20 protein-coding genes, 1 tRNA gene and 2 pseudogenes are annotated in these 17,411 nt (G+C 66.2%); 14 read left to right on the forward strand and 9 right to left on the reverse strand.

Features of this window, described 5'->3' with window-relative positions:
• The 11 genes and pseudogenes from AC1DWT_RS35235 to AC1DWT_RS35285 all read left to right on the forward strand — a co-directional run.
• Positions 1 to 496, forward strand: a 496-nt coding sequence (locus AC1DWT_RS35235; protein WP_477924179.1) for an acetyl-CoA C-acyltransferase, incomplete at its 5' end; no start/stop codon positions are given.
• A 21-nt stretch (positions 497 to 517) separates the two neighbouring features.
• Complete coding sequence (locus AC1DWT_RS35240; protein WP_477924181.1) at positions 518 to 1,249, forward strand: SDR family NAD(P)-dependent oxidoreductase; 732 nt, start codon at positions 518 to 520, stop codon at positions 1,247 to 1,249.
• Between the two features lie 32 nt (positions 1,250 to 1,281).
• Positions 1,282 to 3,078 (forward strand): acyl-CoA dehydrogenase, encoded by a 1,797-nt coding sequence (locus AC1DWT_RS35245; RefSeq protein ID WP_477924183.1) that lies wholly within the window; start codon positions 1,282 to 1,284, stop codon positions 3,076 to 3,078.
• A gap of 17 nt (positions 3,079 to 3,095) precedes the next feature.
• Complete coding sequence (locus AC1DWT_RS35250) at positions 3,096 to 3,857, forward strand: SDR family NAD(P)-dependent oxidoreductase (RefSeq protein WP_477924185.1); 762 nt, start codon at positions 3,096 to 3,098, stop codon at positions 3,855 to 3,857.
• Between the two features lie 43 nt (positions 3,858 to 3,900).
• Positions 3,901 to 4,356 (forward strand): MaoC family dehydratase, encoded by a 456-nt coding sequence (locus AC1DWT_RS35255; protein WP_477924187.1) that lies wholly within the window; start codon positions 3,901 to 3,903, stop codon positions 4,354 to 4,356.
• Between the two features lie 469 nt (positions 4,357 to 4,825).
• Positions 4,826 to 5,485: a pyridoxamine 5'-phosphate oxidase family protein gene (locus AC1DWT_RS35260; protein ID WP_477924189.1), complete on the forward strand. Its 660-nt coding sequence runs from the start codon at positions 4,826 to 4,828 to the stop codon at positions 5,483 to 5,485.
• A gap of 808 nt (positions 5,486 to 6,293) precedes the next feature.
• Positions 6,294 to 6,473 carry a YegP family protein gene (locus tag AC1DWT_RS35265; RefSeq protein WP_477924190.1) on the forward strand — a complete coding sequence of 60 codons (180 nt, stop codon included), beginning with the start codon at positions 6,294 to 6,296 and terminating at the stop codon, positions 6,471 to 6,473.
• A gap of 113 nt (positions 6,474 to 6,586) precedes the next feature.
• Positions 6,587 to 6,844 (forward strand): DUF7218 family protein, encoded by a 258-nt coding sequence (locus AC1DWT_RS35270; RefSeq protein ID WP_477924192.1) that lies wholly within the window; start codon positions 6,587 to 6,589, stop codon positions 6,842 to 6,844.
• 89 nt (positions 6,845 to 6,933) lie between these two features.
• Positions 6,934 to 7,713: pseudogene (locus AC1DWT_RS35275) on the forward strand (Orn/Lys/Arg family decarboxylase); the annotation flags it as partial.
• Between the two features lie 100 nt (positions 7,714 to 7,813).
• Positions 7,814 to 8,164, forward strand: coding sequence for a hypothetical protein (locus AC1DWT_RS35280; RefSeq protein WP_477924194.1), 351 nt, complete (start codon positions 7,814 to 7,816; stop codon positions 8,162 to 8,164).
• Positions 8,165 to 8,570: 406 nt separating this feature from the next.
• A complete protein-coding gene (locus AC1DWT_RS35285; protein WP_477924196.1) occupies positions 8,571 to 9,110 on the forward strand; it encodes a DUF6328 family protein in 540 nt (179 codons plus the stop codon).
• A gap of 210 nt (positions 9,111 to 9,320) precedes the next feature.
• Here AC1DWT_RS35285 and AC1DWT_RS35290 read toward each other — a convergent pair whose 3' ends face one another.
• The 6 genes from AC1DWT_RS35290 to AC1DWT_RS35315 form a co-directional block, all read right to left on the reverse strand.
• Positions 9,321 to 9,551, reverse strand: coding sequence for a hypothetical protein (locus tag AC1DWT_RS35290; protein WP_477924197.1), 231 nt, complete (start codon positions 9,549 to 9,551; stop codon positions 9,321 to 9,323).
• Between the two features lie 357 nt (positions 9,552 to 9,908).
• Positions 9,909 to 10,115: a hypothetical protein gene (locus AC1DWT_RS35295; protein WP_477924198.1), complete on the reverse strand. Its 207-nt coding sequence runs from the start codon at positions 10,113 to 10,115 to the stop codon at positions 9,909 to 9,911.
• Between the two features lie 464 nt (positions 10,116 to 10,579).
• Positions 10,580 to 10,927, reverse strand: coding sequence for a WhiB family transcriptional regulator (locus AC1DWT_RS35300; protein ID WP_477924200.1), 348 nt, complete (start codon positions 10,925 to 10,927; stop codon positions 10,580 to 10,582).
• A gap of 89 nt (positions 10,928 to 11,016) precedes the next feature.
• The gene (locus tag AC1DWT_RS35305) at positions 11,017 to 11,409 is read right to left on the reverse strand and encodes a DUF3263 domain-containing protein (protein ID WP_477924202.1); all 393 of its coding nucleotides are present in this window, start codon (positions 11,407 to 11,409) and stop codon (positions 11,017 to 11,019) included.
• Between the two features lie 20 nt (positions 11,410 to 11,429).
• Positions 11,430 to 11,996: an STAS domain-containing protein gene (locus AC1DWT_RS35310; RefSeq protein WP_477924204.1), complete on the reverse strand. Its 567-nt coding sequence runs from the start codon at positions 11,994 to 11,996 to the stop codon at positions 11,430 to 11,432.
• Positions 11,997 to 12,462: 466 nt separating this feature from the next.
• Entirely contained in the window at positions 12,463 to 12,792 is a 330-nt protein-coding gene (locus tag AC1DWT_RS35315; RefSeq protein WP_477924206.1) for an ANTAR domain-containing protein, read from the reverse strand.
• Positions 12,793 to 13,659: 867 nt separating this feature from the next.
• Here AC1DWT_RS35315 and AC1DWT_RS35320 point away from each other — a divergent pair.
• Positions 13,660 to 13,953, forward strand: a complete 294-nt coding sequence (locus AC1DWT_RS35320) for a DUF4193 domain-containing protein (RefSeq protein ID WP_477924208.1) — start codon at positions 13,660 to 13,662, stop codon at positions 13,951 to 13,953.
• Between the two features lie 139 nt (positions 13,954 to 14,092).
• Here the strand turns inward: AC1DWT_RS35320 and AC1DWT_RS35325 are convergent.
• From AC1DWT_RS35325 to AC1DWT_RS35335, 3 genes and pseudogenes are all read right to left on the reverse strand, one after another.
• A tRNA-Ile gene (locus tag AC1DWT_RS35325) sits at positions 14,093 to 14,166 on the reverse strand.
• A gap of 78 nt (positions 14,167 to 14,244) precedes the next feature.
• Positions 14,245 to 14,593 (reverse strand): annotated as a pseudogene (locus AC1DWT_RS35330) (hypothetical protein).
• Between the two features lie 247 nt (positions 14,594 to 14,840).
• Positions 14,841 to 15,158 carry a hypothetical protein gene (locus AC1DWT_RS35335; protein WP_477924210.1) on the reverse strand — a complete coding sequence of 106 codons (318 nt, stop codon included), beginning with the start codon at positions 15,156 to 15,158 and terminating at the stop codon, positions 14,841 to 14,843.
• Between the two features lie 701 nt (positions 15,159 to 15,859).
• Here AC1DWT_RS35335 and AC1DWT_RS35340 point away from each other — a divergent pair.
• Together AC1DWT_RS35340 and AC1DWT_RS35345 are read left to right on the forward strand one after the other, a co-directional pair.
• Entirely contained in the window at positions 15,860 to 16,474 is a 615-nt protein-coding gene (locus AC1DWT_RS35340) for an Rv1733c family protein (protein ID WP_477924226.1), read from the forward strand.
• 309 nt (positions 16,475 to 16,783) lie between these two features.
• A complete protein-coding gene (locus AC1DWT_RS35345) occupies positions 16,784 to 17,110 on the forward strand; it encodes a hypothetical protein (RefSeq protein WP_477924212.1) in 327 nt (108 codons plus the stop codon).
• The last annotated feature ends 301 nt before the right edge of the window (positions 17,111 to 17,411 follow it).

The following is a 17,411-nucleotide window of genomic DNA, read 5'->3' on the forward strand; positions in this document are numbered from 1 at the left end:
TCAGCTGAAGCCGGTGTTCCGGCCGGATGGCACCGTCACCGCCGGCAACGCGTGCCCGCTCAACGACGGCGCCGCCGCCCTGGTGATCATGTCCGACACCAAGGCCAAGGAACTCGGTCTGACCCCGCTCGCCCGCATCGTGTCCACCGGGGTGTCCGGGCTGTCGCCGGAGATCATGGGTCTCGGCCCGATCGAGGCGTCCAAGCGTGCCCTCGCGATCGCCGGGATGGGTATCTCGGACATCGACCTCGTCGAGATCAACGAGGCGTTCGCCGTGCAGGTGATCGGGTCGGCGCGGGAGCTGAACATCGACGAGGACAAGCTCAACGTGTCCGGCGGTGCGATCGCCCTCGGCCACCCGTTCGGCATGACCGGTGCCCGCATCACCGCCACCCTGCTCAACAACCTGACCACCCACGACAAGCAGTTCGGCGTCGAAACCATGTGCGTCGGCGGCGGTATGGGCATGGCCATGGTCCTCGAACGCCTCAGCTGAGAAGAAAGACAGGAAACCTCAATGGGCAACATCACGTACGACTTCACCGGCAAATCCGTCATCGTCACCGGCGCCGCCCGCGGCATCGGGCAGGCCCTGGCCCGTCACTTCGCCGAGGCCAAGGCGACCGTGTTCATGGTGGACTTCGACAAGGACGAACTCGACAAGGCCGCCCGCGAGGTCGGCGCCATCGGCATCCCCGCCGACGTCAGCGACACCGGTGACGTCGAGAACGTTGTCTCTACCGTGATCGCCGAGACCGGGCGGGTGGACATTCTGATCAACAATGCCGGGATCCTGCGCGACAAGGTGCTGTGGAAGCTGACCGACGAGGACTGGGACCAGGTCCTCAATGTCCACGCGGGCGGCACCTTTCGGTTCACCCGCGCCTGTGTTCCTCATTTCCGGAGCCAGGAATTCGGGCGGGTCGTCAACATCACCTCCTACACCGGGCTGCACGGCAACCGCGGGCAGGCCAACTACGCCACCGCCAAGGCCGGGATCATCGGGTTCACCAAGACCGCCGCGAAAGAGCTCGCCGCTTTCGGGGTCACCGTGAACGCGATCTCCCCGAACGCCGCGACCCGGATGACCGCCTCCATCCCGAAGGAGAAGATCGCCGAAGTCACCGGTCCGATCTCGCGGTTCGCCGACCCCGCCGAGATGGCCGACGCCATCGCCTTTCTCGCCTCCGAGGAAGCCGGCTACGTCACCGGAGTCGTCCTCCCGGTCGACGGCGGCATCTCCATCTGAGCGCGCCCACCTTGTGAACGGAACCGATTCTCATGACTGATGTACTTTCTCGCCGCGATCTCGATTTCCTGCTCTACGAGTGGCTCGACGTGGTCGCACTGACCTCCCGTAAACGCTTCGCCGAACATTCGAAGGACACCTTCGACGCGGTGCTCGACCTCAGCGCGGACCTCGCGCACAAGCATTTCGCCACCCACAACAAGAAGGCCGACGCGCACGAGCCGACCATGCGCCCGGACGGCACCGTCGAGATGATTCCGGAGGTCAAGACGGCGCTCGACGCCTACGCGGCGGCCGGTTTGATCGCCGGATCATTCGACGAGAGCGTCGGCGGGATGCAACTGCCCACCACGGTGGCGCGGGCGGCGATGGCCTGGTTCCAGGCGGCTAACGCCAGCACCTCGTCCTACCCGTTCCTGACGACCGCCAACGCGAATCTGCTCGCCGAGTACGGCACCGAACAGCAGATCGACGACTACGTCCGTCCGATGCTCGAGGGCCGCTGGTTCGGCACCATGTGCCTGTCCGAGCCGCAGGCCGGATCCTCACTGGCGGACATCACCACCCGCGCGCTACCGCAGGACGACGGCAGCTACCGGGTCACCGGAACCAAGATGTGGATCTCCGGAGGCGACCACGAACTCACCGAGAACATTGTGCACCTGGTGCTGGCGAAAACCCCGGGCGGCGGCCCCGGCGTCAAGGGCATCTCGCTGTTCATCGTCCCGAAATACCTTCCCGGCGCCGACGGTGCCGCCGGCGAACGCAACGACGTCACCTTGGTGGGCCTCAACCACAAGATGGGCAACCGCGGAACCACCAACACCCTGCTCGCGTTCGGCGACGGCACCCACACCCCCGGTGGGAAATCGGGTGCTGTCGGTTTCCTGGTCGGCGAGGAACACCGCGGCCTGTCCTACATGTTCCACATGATGAACGAAGCCCGGATCGGTGTCGGGTTCCTCGCGATCGCCCTCGGCTACGTGGGATACCGCAAGTCGCTCGACTACGCGACGGTGCGGACCCAGGGCCGCCCCCTCGGAGCCAAGGACCCCTCCTCGCCGCCGGTGCCGATCATCAATCACGCCGATGTCCGCCGAATGCTGTTGGCACAGAAGTCCTACGTCGAGGGCGCGCTCGCGCTCGGCCTCTACTGCTCACGGTTGGTGGACGAACACGACACGGCCGACGATGCGGCCACCGGCGACCAGGCGACTTTGCTCCTCGACGTGCTGACCCCGATCGCGAAGAGCTGGCCCTCGCAGTGGTGCCTCGAGGCGAACAGCCTCGCGATCCAGGTGCACGGCGGTTACGGCTACACCCGCGACTACGACGTCGAACAGTACTACCGCGACAACCGATTGAATCCGATCCACGAGGGCACGCACGGGATCCAGGGTCTGGATCTGCTGGGCCGCAAGGTCACCATGCACGACGGTGCCGGGCTGCGGTTAGTCGGATCGAAGATCGCTGCCACCGTCGCGCGGGCTCGGTCTCTCGGTGGCGACGCCACCGGTTACGCCGACGCCCTCGACACCGTCTGGAACCGGGTCGTCGACATCACCGCCGCCTTGTGGGCGTCCGGTGACGCGGCGGCCGCGCTGACGAACTCATCGGTTTATTTGGAAGCCTTCGGGCACACAGTCATCGCGTGGATGTGGCTCGAACAGCTCATCGCCACCGAGGGTAAGAGTGGTGACTTCTACGACGGAAAGCGCATGGCCGCCCGCTACTTCTACACCCATGAGCTACCCAAGGTCGGCCCGCAACTCGATCTGTTGGCCAGCGGAGACCGGACCACTCTCGACATGAACCCCAGCTGGTTCTGACCCAGGAGGCATCACACATGAGTGTGCTCGACAAATTCCGCCTCGACGGCCGCGTCGCCATCGTCACCGGCGCCTCGTCCGGTCTCGGTGTGGCCTTCGCTCAGGCCCTCGCCGAGGCCGGCGCGGACATCGTCCTCGCGGCCCGGCGCGTCGACAAACTGGGCGACACCGCCGCACTTGTCCGTGCCACCGGCCGACGGGCCCTGCCCGTAGCCACCGACATCGCTGATCCGGATCAGTGCGCCGCCCTGGTCGACGCAGCAATGACCGAGTTCGGCCGCGTCGACGTTCTCGTCAACAACGCCGGCGTCGCCACCGCCCACCCCGCCACCCGCGAAACCCCCGACCAGTTTCGCTCGGTGCTCGACATCAACCTGGGCGGCTCCTACTGGACCGCCCAGGCGTGCGGGAAGGTCATGCAACCCGGCAGTTCCATCGTCAACATTTCCAGCATCCTCGGGCTCACCACCGCCGGCCTGCCCCAGGCCGCCTACAGTGCCAGCAAAGCCGGAATCGTGGGTTTGACCCGGGATCTCGCCCAACAGTGGGGCGTCCGAAAGGGAATTCGCGTCAACTCGCTCGCCCCGGGCTTCTTCGCCTCCGAGATGACCGACCAATATCACGACGGCTACCTCGACAGCCTCGCGTCACGGATGGTGCTCGGGCGCACCGGCGATGCCGCCGAACTCGCCGCCACCCTTGTCTGGCTCGCCTCCGACGCAGCCGGCTACGTCACCGGACAAACACTCGCCGTCGACGGCGGCATCACCATCACCTGATCGCACCACACCCCGCAAGCCCATCGCGTCGAAAGTAACCACCATGCCCACCACCACCACCGTCGACGGGTTGAAGAACCTCGTCGGCACCACACTGGACCCCAGCGACTGGTTCGAGATCACCCAAGACCGAATCACCACCTTCGCCGACGCCACCGACGACCACCAATGGATCCATCTCGACCCGGAACGGGCCCGCACGGAAAGCCCGTTCCGCCGTACCATCGCCCACGGCTACCTCACCCTGTCATTGCTCAGCGTCATGTTCGCGCAGGTTCTCGAAGTTCAGGGCACCTCCCTGGCGGTAAACTACGGCCTGAACAAGGTCCGGTTCCCCGCCCCCGTCCCCGCGGGATCGAAGGTCCGGCTCAACGCCGAGATAATCTCGGCCCAGGACGTCAGCGGCGGCATCCAAATCGTGGTCGCAGCGACCGTGGAATGCAGCGCCACCGACAAACCCGTCTGCGTCGCCGAACCGCTCTTCCGATACCACCGTTAATCTCGGATCGGGAATCAACGTCGCGCTGCTCGTCGGATTGGCGTTGTCGATCGCAGCGAGCGCGAACTTTTCCGGCTCTCAGGTCAGTACATCTAGCGCTCAGTCTGGGGTGGAAACGCTTCAACACCCTCGGCGCCGTGACCGCAATCGACACCGGACCGGCCTGGTCACCACCGTCACCCTGATCATCCTCGGCCCTCAGGTGTGGGTACCCGAGGATGACGGATGCCTTCGGTGAATCGCTTCCTGGCTGAACAAGAACCGCCCAACGGGCGGATCCCTTTGCGGTGATTCGCAGAAGCGTCACCACCCTTGACGAATTTTCCCTTAGCGCTAAGGTAATTTGTCAACGGTATTCACGCCGTGCGCATTGCGTGTGACGCCACGGTGTTGTTGCGCGGCGCGACGCACCCGCGTGTGTCCCGTAGGGTGAACCGGCCAATGATGCCGAACCGTAATGGAGAGACAGATGAGGCAGCTCGGTAGCGCCGGAGAACGAGACCTCCAGCATCGGTATGGCACCGTCGAGCGTGCCGCCCGGTTCTACGCCGACCAGGTGCTCGACCATCTCACTCCGGCCATGATCGACTTCGTCGGCCGCCAGGAGATCGCGTTCGTCGCCACCGCGGACGCGGCCGGCGAATGTGACAACAGCCTGCGCGCCGGCGCACCCGGATTCCTGCACGTGATCGACCCCAAAACCCTCGCCTACCCCGAGTACCGAGGCAACGGGGTGATGGCCAGTCTCGGCAACATCGCCGAGAACCCGCACGTCGGACTCGTGCTCGTCGATTTCGTCCACGATCTGATCGGGCTGCACATCAACGGCGCGGCGCGGATCGTCGAGGACGGGGTGCTGCGCTCCGAACTCCCGGATCTACCGGGCGACTGCGCGCCGGGACGAATCCCGCAGCGGTGGGTGATGGTGGAGGTCGAAGAGGCATACATTCACTGCCGCAAGCACATTCCCCGCATGGAGCCCGTTCCGCACCACCGGGACTGGGGAACCGACGACGCGAAACGCAAGGGCGGTGACTACTTCGACGCGAAAGACACCCGGCGCTACGACAGAGCGGCGGCGACCGCACCGCCCGAATCGACTCCGGCGTTGCCGTCGAGGTGTTTCTGACGTGGCTGAGCGTCACGGTCGCCGGCCGCAGCTGACCGACGGGGAACGCGAGAGTCCGGCGCCGGGGGCGGGGACGCGGTCCGGAGTTGTTCGAGCGACAGCGACACTGTGGTGTACATGACGATGATGCCCACGCGGAGGAAGTTCAGGAGCAACTCGATGCGCTGACCGACCAGTTGGCGTCGATGTGTCACCTGGCAGGACAGGCCATCGAGTTGGCGACCGATGCCCTGGTGCTGGTGGACCTGCCCACGGCCGAGCAGCTACTCACCGCGACATCAGGTCAACTCCCAGGAAGCAGAAACCCAGCTGATGATTGCCGACCGCGGGTGCCTGCCCATGCCCAGCACTCGCGCGACACAGCACTCCCACCACGCAGCCCGACACTGGAGGGAAGCTGACTGCCGCGCCCCGCAGACGAATCCTCCAGTCCAGTGGTCCATCCGCGAAACCCCACGTGCATCAGATTCAATGAGTCGAAGTCGAACATCGCGACTCAGACAATATGATGCACCGCAGGTCGACGGCATCAGATTCATTGAGTCAGGAGACGCACGCAGTCGCCGTGTTCTGCAGCTCGTTCCCCCTCACACGCACCGCTTGGCCGCGCCCGATCGAATGCAGTTCACAGGGCCTGTCCGGTCGAGAGTCATACACCGAGCACGGTCTCGGCCACCTCCCCTTGACGGTCGACATGCCTGGTAGCCGACCTCCGTGGGGAATCGTGTATTTCGTCGTCGATGGGTGTTCGATCGGCTTACCGTGAGCATGATCCGCGGACGCCGGGGACTCATCCAGAGGAGGAGCGATGACTGCGAAGTTCGAGCTGTTCAAGGGCACCGTCGGCCAGTTCCGGTTTCACCTGAAGGCAGCTAACGGCGAGATCATCGCGGCCAGCCAGGGCTACACCTCGAAGGCGGCGGCTCAAAACGGGATCGACTCAATCAAAGCCAATGCGGCTACGGCCCCAACCACAGACCTAACCTAACCTGACCTGAACGGACGCATCCTTGCGCTGACAGGGACTACGGCCCCGGTGGTGAGAGAACACGGAATCCGGGTACGCGGTCAGTAGGCAATCGCAGCGAGGAGGAATTCGTCATGCCACGGTCTTCGATCAAGGACGAGAAGGTGTATCAGGAGGTCCGAAAGGACGGTGCGTCGAAACAGAAGGCGGCGCGGATCGCGAACTCGGCCGCCAACCGTGGCCGGTCCGGCACCGGTCGCAAGGGCGGCAAATCGTCGTCGTACGAGGACTGGACCGTCGACGAGCTGAAGAAGAAGGCGAAAGAGGTCGGACTGTCGGGGTATTCGTCCAAACGCAAGGGCGAGATGATCGACGCGTTACGCAACCACTGACGCTCCCGTCCTCGGGGCGCTGCCTCGAATGCGGAGGTGGGGTGGACCGGATTTCGCGGTGCGATGGGGTGGGTACCCGGCTCGGTATGGCCGGATTCGAGCAGGGATCCGTTTTCCACGTCCAAGGCGACCTCGTCGACAGCGCCCACCTGTCCGCGTGCGCCGACCTGCTGATGACCACCAGCCCCAACGTGATGATCTACTCCGCCCTCGACGGGTGGCGCCGGCAGATGGTCGAGCGCGGCACGGAGCTCCTCGGTTCGGCGTTGTCCCTGGCCCGCCGCACCCGCGGACGCATCGACGCCATCGACGGTCTCAATGTCCTCGAGGACCGCCTGCTGGGCAAGGAAGCCTGCCACGACCTGGACCGCCTACAGATCCTGATCGACGTCAGCGAGACCGGCGCGACCGGCTATCAGTGCGCCGACTGGCTGCGCGGCCACTGCCGGTTGGATGTCGGCATGTCCGATCACCGGCGCATCCTCGCCACCATGTCCATGGCCGACGACGAGGCCACCACCGACCGCCTCGTGCACGCGCTCACCGAGATGAGCTCCGCCACTGAGTCCTTCGCGCCCGCACCGCGCATCGATCTGCCCAGCCCCGAGGAACTGCAGCTCGAATCCGAGATGGCACCGGCCGAGGCGTTCTTCGGACGGTCGGAAATGATCCCCGCCGGCCGGGCGGCCGGCCGGATCGCCGCCGAACAACTCACCCCGTACCCGCCGGGAATCCCCGCCGTCGTGCCGGGCGAGCGACTCGACACCGCCGTCATCGACTACCTGCGCACCGGCCACGCCGCGGGCATGGCCGTGCCGGATGCCACCGATTCGACCCTGGAAACGTTGCGGGTGGCCGCCCGCCGCTGACCGGCCGAAGCAATCGGCTGACGCGGTGGCCGAAGATTGTCGATGTTTCGCCGACCATCTGCGCCTGCGCAGCAAGCGCCAAGAATGGGAGAGGGACACCGTGAGTGAGCTGAGCGAGTTGCTGAACAGTCAACCGATCAGTGCCAGACAGGCCGCCGACCTTGCGCAGGAGCGGGGCATCCGCCTCCCGTACGGCACGATCGCCGGCTATTGGTCCGGGAACCACGGTCGGCCGTCCCGGCAGACCCTCGAGCGTATCGCCGCGGTGCTGCCGATCCCGCTCGGCCGACTGCAGCAGGCGGCGTGGAATGCCACTGCACCGCTGGGTCGCTACACGCCTCCGCCAGAGGCGGACCTGCTCGGCGAGCGGCAGCGCCGCGCCCTGGATGAACTGATCAAGGCGATGGCCGAACGAGCCGGGCCGAGTGGGGATCCTGCCGAACAGAAGTAGGAACCGGAACGCACGAGGCGGGCTCACAGCAGGTGGTAATCGACCCTCGAGGCGTCGATGAGAAAACGAACGTCCGCCAGCGGCACCGCTGACTTGCCGCAGCGGTCGTCGCTGGGACCGAGCCGTGCGTCACAGGGCCCCGTGTTGTCCTTCGGCGATCCGGGAGTCTCACCGGGATCAGCTGGCCACGTCCGGTGGATCGGGAGCATCGACCTCCAGCAGGAAGTCGAGCCAGAGCAGGGGTCGCCGCGATGGGGGTGTGGGATAGAGGCATTTCGGGTATCTCCGGGTTGTAGTGCTCGGTACCGGACCGAGTGAGCGAGCACCGCGGTCCGGCCCACCCGGACCGTGGGTCCTCGCGTCACCGTCGCGGTAACCGATCCTTTTCGAGAACAGCGGGCTGGACATGTCGGACGGCAGCACTGAGCGGGCGCGGGACGACGAGGAGTGGAACTATCGCGCTCGCCACGAGACCAAAACCCAACGGCTCGACCGAAACTGGGCGGCATTGCTCCAGGAACTGCGCGTCGTGCAGACCGGAGTGCAACTGCTCACCGGGTTCCTGCTGACGTTGCCGTTCCAGCAGCGCTTCGCGGACCTGACGGACTTCGAGGTCGCGGTCTACCTCGTCACGGTCGCCCTGTCCGTCGTGTCGACGATGCTGCTGGTCGCGCCCGTCGGGATCCATCGAGCGGTGTTCCGCCAACATGCCCTTCCCGCCCTGGTGTCCACCGCGCACACACTGACCATCTGCGGTATCGCCACCTTCGGAGCGGCACTCGTCGGGGTCGTGCTTCTCATCTTCAGTTTCGTCGTGTCCCCGAGGGTCGGCCTCGTCGCGGCGGCGGTAGCAGCGGCCACCTTCTGCGGACTGTCCCTGTTCGCCACGATCCTGCGCCGACGGCACCGCTCCGACGCCGATCCCCCACCGTCCGCCGGCAACTGAGGAGCCTGCCGAAACACCGCCCACCCCATCGAGAGTTGATGCGCAGGCTCTCACGTCCTTCCTTCCGCACAGTACAGCGCCAGCGCCAGCGCCATGGATACTTTCACCCAGTGCCAGTTCGGGCACGTGAAGTTCATCCCGTAGATGCGCCGGACAGGACGGGACCCTGTGCCGCCGCGGCACGGGAGGAGGGCCCAAGATGGCCGGTTCTCAGGGGGTGGGGTGGTCGACGTCGCCGCTCCAGCCGCCGGTATCGGCGCCGCGCTCTTCGATGAAGTGCTCGAACTTCTTCATGCCGGCCCTGACCCGGTGGCTGAGGACGCCGAGTTTGTCGGCGGCGTTCCCAACGAACCCGTCCGGGTCGATGTCCATCTGAGCGGTGTGGGCGTCGTCGAGACGGTACGCGAACGAGACGTTCGTACCAGGTGAGACGAGGAGCATGCACGAAACACCCTCACCGCGAAGCTCAGCCATCCGGTACCGCCGTCGTCCGCAATTGCCCGGGTCTTTCGCAGGAGATCGAGCGCGGCATCGACATCAAGGGTGAAAACGTCCTCGCCGTACTGAAAGATCGCCTTCGCACCGCCCTTCACGTGGGCGATGCTCACGCCGTTCATGGTGATGGTTCTCCTTCCCGCTGTTGCCGCTGGCGTCACAGCGGACGAATACGGCTCCGTTCCTGATGTCGAATGTCGGACCCGCTGCACAGATCGGAACGGATACGCCGCGGCGGCCGAGGTCGAGGGCGGCTCGGGGTGCGTGGGTCCCGCGAATCGGTATCCGGGAGCGGCGCCGAGGTCAGGAGAAAACTCTGTCGCCGATATCCCGGTGCACGAGTTCGAACCATGCACTCGTTCCGCCGCGAACGTGCGGGTCCGGGTAACACAGCGCCAGGCGTTGCCCGTCAAACGCGGTGAACCATTCGTGCCAGGACATGTGCTCGAGTCCCGCGGTGCCGTGACCGGGCACGTCGATGCGCAGAACTCCGGCGCTGTTGGCGGTCACCGTGTTCGTCATCCTCGCCAGTGCGCCGTGGTGCGCCTCGACCAACGGCGGATCTCCTCATGGTCTGTGGCGGTGTGCACTCTGCATCGTCATCGGATCAGTTTCTCGGTCGCGGCCARCCTGAGCTGGGTGTTTCTGTTTGGAGGAGATCCCGGATTACCCACAACCGCGACAGATGAATCGAACGCCAGCTCACGACCGGCATGGGGCCGAGGCGAGGGTGCCGCGGTCGAGGAGCATCGCATACGCGGCGTTGTTGCGGCAGCGGTAGATCTCCTACCCACTCAACCCCGTCTCCCCTGAGTATCCCCCTCGCACGTGCTCCGCGCGCCGTCGTCAATTCTCGACGGACTCATCAGCGGTCCCGCTGACGTGTCCCGTGCTGTATGCCTGGCTCCAGGGCCGCCGCCGCATCGTTGTCAGCGCCTCGGCGCCCCGACAGGAAGACCGCCAGCCCCTGCATCTCATTGCCGACGCCGGGAGTGCCGTCTGCGGTCGCTCTCGGACATCCCACCCCACGTTCCATACTGTTCGGCAGCGGCAAGCGCGTACTCACGGCATTCGGCAAGCACGGGACAGTCCTGGCAGACGCGTTTGGCGTGCGTTTCGCGCCGCGTCCGGTCCCGGCCACGCTCCCCCTCAGGGGAGAAGAACAACGACGACGCGGCATTTCGGCACGAGCCCAGAGTGCGCCAATCTCGACGATCACGGTCGGTGCGCAGTCCGGTCCGCGGCAAAGCCTCACGACGGTAAACACACACAGCGCTCAGCGCATGAGCAGGGAGAGAAGTCATCGGATCGGTGTCACTCATTTCAGTGTCGTGGTCTGCCCGGCGGACGTGCCCCGTGTGGTGAAATCGGTTGAACAGCCGGATAACCCACCGGTCGGCCTGTGGGGCGGTCAGGTGCCCAGCCAGATCCGTCGACGGGCGACGATGGTCATCCGCTCGACCAGCACCGGCCGCAGCGGTGCCGGCGCAGCGACGTCGAGGTACCCGACCAGTGTCCGGAAGAACGCCGCGGTGTCCATCCCGAAGTCGGCCCTGATGCCCTCGGGAGGGCCGCCGCCGTGGGCGCACCACCGCAATGCGAAGGCCACCATCCGGCTCAGCTCCGTCAACTCGGTCGTGTCCGCGGTCACCACCACCCCCGGCAGTCCTGTGCACCGGTTGCCGCACCACGGGTTCAGGCCAAGACCTGGCGCGAACTCGGTTCCGGTGCCGGCGGCATCGCCGCCGACGACCACCGGGTCGAGGTGGGCACTCCGTCGGGTGGATCCTCCCGCAGCTGACACAGTGGATCGGCACGGTGCTCTCATCCGGCAGCGCTGCTCTGCTCTCCTGGGCGGCCGGGGCCGACGGCGGGGGCTGCGTGAGAGCCGTTCGACGAACCCGACCGGCCTGGGATCGGAGAGACCGGAATCTGCCGGCCGGCCCACCTGTGGGGTGCAAGGGCGGCGTGGAATGCTGCGGCGACGGTGGCGAAGCAGGGCACCGCCGCACCGATGCCGATCCTCCTCAGGATCGAGCGCACCTCGGCCGATGCCGCCACGGTCAGGCGGCACCGCTGCGCCGACAGATCGGTGGCGGTGTCGTGCAACGCGGCGAACCCGGGGCAGCCGAGGAACGGAACATCCAACAGGTCGACGACGACGCTGTGACCGGTCAGCACCGATTCGCACAGGCACGCCGACAGCACCGGTACGGTGCCGGCGTCCACGTCTCCGGCAACCCGGATCACCACCGGACCGCCCGGGGGCTCGTCGATGTCGATGCGGAAGTCGGTGGCCCCCGCCGCTGCGGCGGTGTTCGGCCGCCAGGTGTCCGTCAACCAGGACTGCACCTGCTCCGGTGAGTCGACGACGGAATGGAAGTAGGTCATGAGGTTCCTCCGGGGTGGAACCGGCCCCGAAAAACCCAAAAAGAAAAGGTCGAGAATCGTAGCCGGTGACGGACACTGTCTGCCGGGCTGTGTACTCAACCTCTGCCCTCAACGGTAACGCTCATTTCTCAGGAAGCAACCCACACCGGATTCGAGGCGCGACCGCGCGAACCGGCGGCGTGTCCGCGACCCTGCGGCGGTGAGACGGGGCGCTACCAGCCGAAAACGCCCACCACCCCAGGACACGGCATACCGCCCACGACATCCCCGACCGTTGCCGGTGAGCCTCACCGCACGCCCGTCCGAGCAGTGGTTTTCCCCCGCGTGGGACGGGGTTGCCGTCACACATGCTCCCCCCAGCGTCGCGCAGTCTTCCGGGCCGAGACCTGTTGGTGCGCTTCGATGTGCGATGAGCGCCGAACCGAATCGACCCTCGACACCAGCGAGGCGTGTGCCCGCTACGGCGTCAGCTCGCGTGCGCGTGCCGGGGTGAGGGGAGGTGGGCGAGGAGCTGCTCCCATTCATCGAACCGGACGGCGACCGGTGTGCGCCGACCAGCCGAGGCCCCGGCGGCGAGGTCGACCAGATGCCGGGCGGCACCAACCACGGTCAGGTGATGACGGCGGGAGACGTCGAGGAGTTCGTCGAACGCCTGGGCGTCGCTGCAGCGGCGGGCCGCCATCAGGATGCCCTTCGCGGTGGCGAGAAGTTCGCGACCGTCGGGGCGGCGCCGGGGCATCAGGCGCGTGGGGGCGGGCATCGGGGTGAGGGGTGATTCTGCGGTGTCCTCGAACATGTGGTGCGTCCTTTGCTCTTATACGTCGGCCGGGAGGTGCCGGTGTGCCAACAACCAATCCCGAACGGACGCGAGAATGTGAGTCACGTCACTGCCGATGCCCGATAGTTCTAGCACACGCCCGCCGCGCCCGCGATCCGCACACACGCCCAACTATCGGTACCGGTCGCCGTCCCCGCAGGTCACGGCGAATTCCCCTCAACGCTCGAAGCATCGACACGAAGGGGGGCCGCTGCGGCGTCGCTCCCGGCCAGGCCGGTAAGGACGAGAGGACGGTGAGCGCACTGAGGGCGAGCGTGACGATCAGGCCCCCGGCGATCGCCCCGCCGCTGCCCGCGCCGAGAACGAGGGGTCGTCCATCACGAGGATCGTCCTCCGGGTTGTCTGCGGTCATCAGATCCTCCTTGCTTCCTGGCTCGTCGCAGCGAACTTATCTGAATCGCAGGATATAGATTTTTTACCTTCGCGAGGTCGGAAGTTCAAGCCGAATCGCACGCTCCCAACTCGACCCGCAGAGCCCCGATCGGCGTGGCGCCGATCCCCGCCCGCCCCCACATCCCCACACCGTGAGCTCGCGGCTGTCATTCGCACGAATGACGCGGGCGAAAGCGGGTCCTCGATGAAACCACCTATCAGCAGTGGGGATCAGCTGAGAGGGTCCACCCGCCCCCTCCTCCGGCATGACCAGATCCCCTGCCAGAAATTGACAATCGAAAATCCGGGCAAACCGCCGAACCGACCCGGAACACGATCCCCTACCCCCGCAAATGCGGACGCCACAGCACGCCCTGACCCGGGGAGGGTGCCGCGTCACCGGACCGTCTAATGTGGCGGGTCCGAACACGCAGAGCTTGAAGGAAAACCACCATGGCCACCGACTACGACGCCCCCAGAGTCACCGAATCCGACGACACGACCGACACCTCCCTCGAACAGCTCACCGCCAGCAGGAAAGACACCCAGCCCCCCGTCGTCGACGTCGAAGACAGCGACACCGCCGAATCCTTCGAACTGCCCGGCGCCGACCTGTCCGGCGAAGAACTCACCGTCCGCGTCATCCCCAAACAGGCCGACGAATTCACCTGCACCAGTTGTTTTTTGGTCCATCACCGCAGCCGCCTCGCCGACGCTGCGCAACAAATCTGCCGCGACTGCGCCTGAGAACGTCGGAGCATCCGAGGACCCGGACACCGCCAGGCTGAGCGGTCCACCAATGTCACTGCATCGCATACACTTGCCCCGCCGGAGCGGCAGCCGGCCATCGCCCCTCCACGGACGTCCCGGCGGCCCGGCGACGCGGTGGGGCGGGCGGGGCTCGAACCCGCGACCAATGGATTATGAGTCCACGGCTCTAACCGACTGAGCTACCGCCCCATCCCCACCATCGTGGGCCGTGCTGATGCTACCGGCCACCCTGCTAGCCGTAGCCCCGGCCCGTACCGAGGACAGGCTTCATGCGCGGCCGAAGAGCTGCCGCACCCCACCGTCCTCATCGACCGCATACAGCGCCATCCCCAACAGATCCAGAATCCGCTGCGGTGCCCGCCCCGCCGCCTCCACCGATCCAGGCTCGTCACGCACCACCAGCGCGAACGACACCGACTGATCCGCCTCGCTCGGCATCCGCCTCACCAACTGCCCAATCGCGGTATCGACATCCAACCCCGGCACGGCGGTCGCACCCTTGACCTCGGCGTAGAGCCGGCGGCCGTCCTTCCCAGCAACGATGTCGACGACATCCGTATCGGGCACCACCGTCCAGCCCTTGAGATGACAACCACCGCGCGAAGTCCCGGGCCACTCGAGCCTCATCACCTCTCATACGGACACCGTAAGCCAGAAGCCCCAGTTCCGAACAACACCACAGCGCAAACACGTCCGGTGCGGCTATGCCACGACTCAGGAATTCCCGACAGATCATGCGGTGAGATCGACGTACCACTTCAGGACCTCATCCACGTCATTCATGTAATCGACTGACTGCTAGCGAAATTCGTGTTCACGAGGCCCGATGCCACCCAGACCGGCCACGAAGCAGCTGCCGCCGATCATTCTCCCCGGTGTCGGCCGGGTGTCCGCACAGCCGAATCCCGGTCCGGGGTCGGGTTCGGGGCGGAGCCGTAGAAGCCCGGATCGATGGTCAGGTCTTCGGTGTCGGCAAAGACCAGCCGCCCGTCGTCGAGCGCGACCGCCCACCGATGCACCGGCGCCCACTCATGCCCACCACCGCCAGGATCGGTCACCACCGCATAATCCTCGACAACCTCACCGGTGAGATCGGCCCCGGTGCTCCTGCGGACCAGCACCCGGACACCGACCGTCAACTCCGGGCCACCGACCGGCCGGCTGCCACTGTTTCGGGCCATATTGATGCACCTCTTCGCTCGGCGAAACTCCCGAGATCGAGCATAAGCACCCACCGGCCCGGCACGCGACCCGACCTGCACGAACACCACCCGCGCACGGACAGCTGCAGCATCCGCCACTACGGTGCCGTCGGCGGCCACCCAGATACGCCCAACAGACAGCCGACGCGCTCCATTCGCGCGACAGCAACCGGCGCAGCCTGCCAGTCGGTTGCTCGAACGCGGTGACGTCGTCGGACACGAGATCGGCGACCCACTACCCCTAAACCCCGTTTCCCATTCGAGCGGCGAGTGCGAAGGTGCGCCCACCGGTCGCGGGCCGAGCACGACATGGCTCGGACGGACTCGGCCACCGCCATGCAAGGCAACGACGCCGCGTGGCGGGCCTGGCCCTGCTCGAGAAGGCCGCGCCGGTTGCCCATCCCTGCCGCAGAACGCGGGCATCAGCGGCGCCTCCCCAAAACGGCAAGTCCGACTGCCACTGCCACCGAGCAACGATCTCGACGAATTCACGCGTCAGCACCGCAAGCTCAGCGACGACTCATGCACGAGACAATCGACGAATACACCCACAATGCACTCCGCCTGAAGCACCCTGCGTGAGCCTTTCCGGCGCTCGCCGAGCAACGTGTGGAAAACACCACCGCGGATTCCGTCGCACAATCGAAGGGAGGGAAGCAGAGATCCTGCGGGAGGTGACCATGCGTCGGGAGGAACCGGCACCGGTACCGGTGGCCACACCGATTCGGTGGTGGCGGCTGCGCCCATGGAGCCGCAACCACCTGATGCGCCCCAGCGACCGCTACGAGGCCACCCTCATCCTGCTCACCGCGGTCGTGGTCCTGCTGCTGATCCCCGTCGCCGCGGCGTTCGGCACCGCCACCCACACCCGACTGGAACAGCAAACCCACACACTGCGCGCCGGCGTCCACCCCGTACCTGCTGTCCTGCTCGAGGACACCTACCTCGCACCCCACACCCCCGAATATTCGATTCTCCCCGCCGGCACCCAGAACACCGCCCGGGCGCGCTGGTCCACACCCCACGGGGATCACGTCGCCGCCGTGGTCACCGACCCACCCGCGAAGGCCGGTCAGACCATCACCATCAGCGTCGACGCCGACGGCAACCTCACCGGCCCCGTCCCCGACAGCCGGGAAAACACCGTCCTCGCCGTGACCGCCGCCTGCGGGGTCTGGGCACTCACGGCCGGTGCCGTCATGCTCCTTACGGCCCTCGCACACAGAGTGTTCATCCGGAACCGGTTGCGGCGCTGGGCACACGAGTGGAGACAGTTCGACACACCACCGACATAGAGCCGAGCACCTGGTTGCGACCCCACCCCGGTGGCGGCTGGGGTGCACTCGGCCGCAGTGTCCGGGACGGCACACCGAGGATGAAATTACTTAGCAAAAAGAGTTAGCACTCTCCAAGCATGAGTGCTAAATTCCTATGGGGTCTACGTCACAAGCGGGACCCTCGACCGAGTCGCGACCAACGACCACTGACGCAGCCTCGGCAACGCTGCTCCCGGCATCCTTGGACCGAACCGTCCCGAAGACACTCCAGGTCCTGTACAGCCATTCATGCCCGCCCGAACCCGACTGACCGTGAGAAGGAGGAACATGACCACCGCTGTCCCTCGCAACCCCTGCGCCGACCACCGCATGTGTTCTTCCGTCAACAGCAACGAGATACCGAAGCAGCATGGCTCGCGGTTGCCGGTCGTGTCTATCGCCCTGGGGGCGCTGTCCGTGGCCTCGTTCTGGGTGGTCGGGCTCGGCTTCATCCTGGGAGTTGCCGCGGTCGTGTGCGGCGCTATCGCCACGTCGCGGTCCGCGGTAGCGGACGACGAGGCGGCATCGTTGCGGGCCCTACTGGGCGTCGTGGCCGGCGCCGCGGGCATCACCGTCTCCGCGATCGCCCTGTTTCCCATGCTGGCGCACCTGTGAATCACGAACCCGGCCATCGCATTTTCGGTCGCCATCCAGCCTGATCGGACCGAACCACCCCTGCACCACCGTCCCCGACCCAGGGTGACTGCCATCGCGACCACCACACCTCGGGGTGCCGCACCGCCGATAATCACCTCGGATCTCACAGTGATCGCTCGACACTGTTGAGCTCGTCGAGAACCTCGTCGAGCGCAGTGGTCGGGATAGTCTTCGCCCTCCGACACGCGGAGACGGTCGAGCGCCGCACTTCCGTGCGCGTAGCGAGGGCGCGCAAGGCCGACGGGGCAATGGTTGTCAT

The organism is Rhodococcus sp. P4_B6, assembly GCF_056402215.1.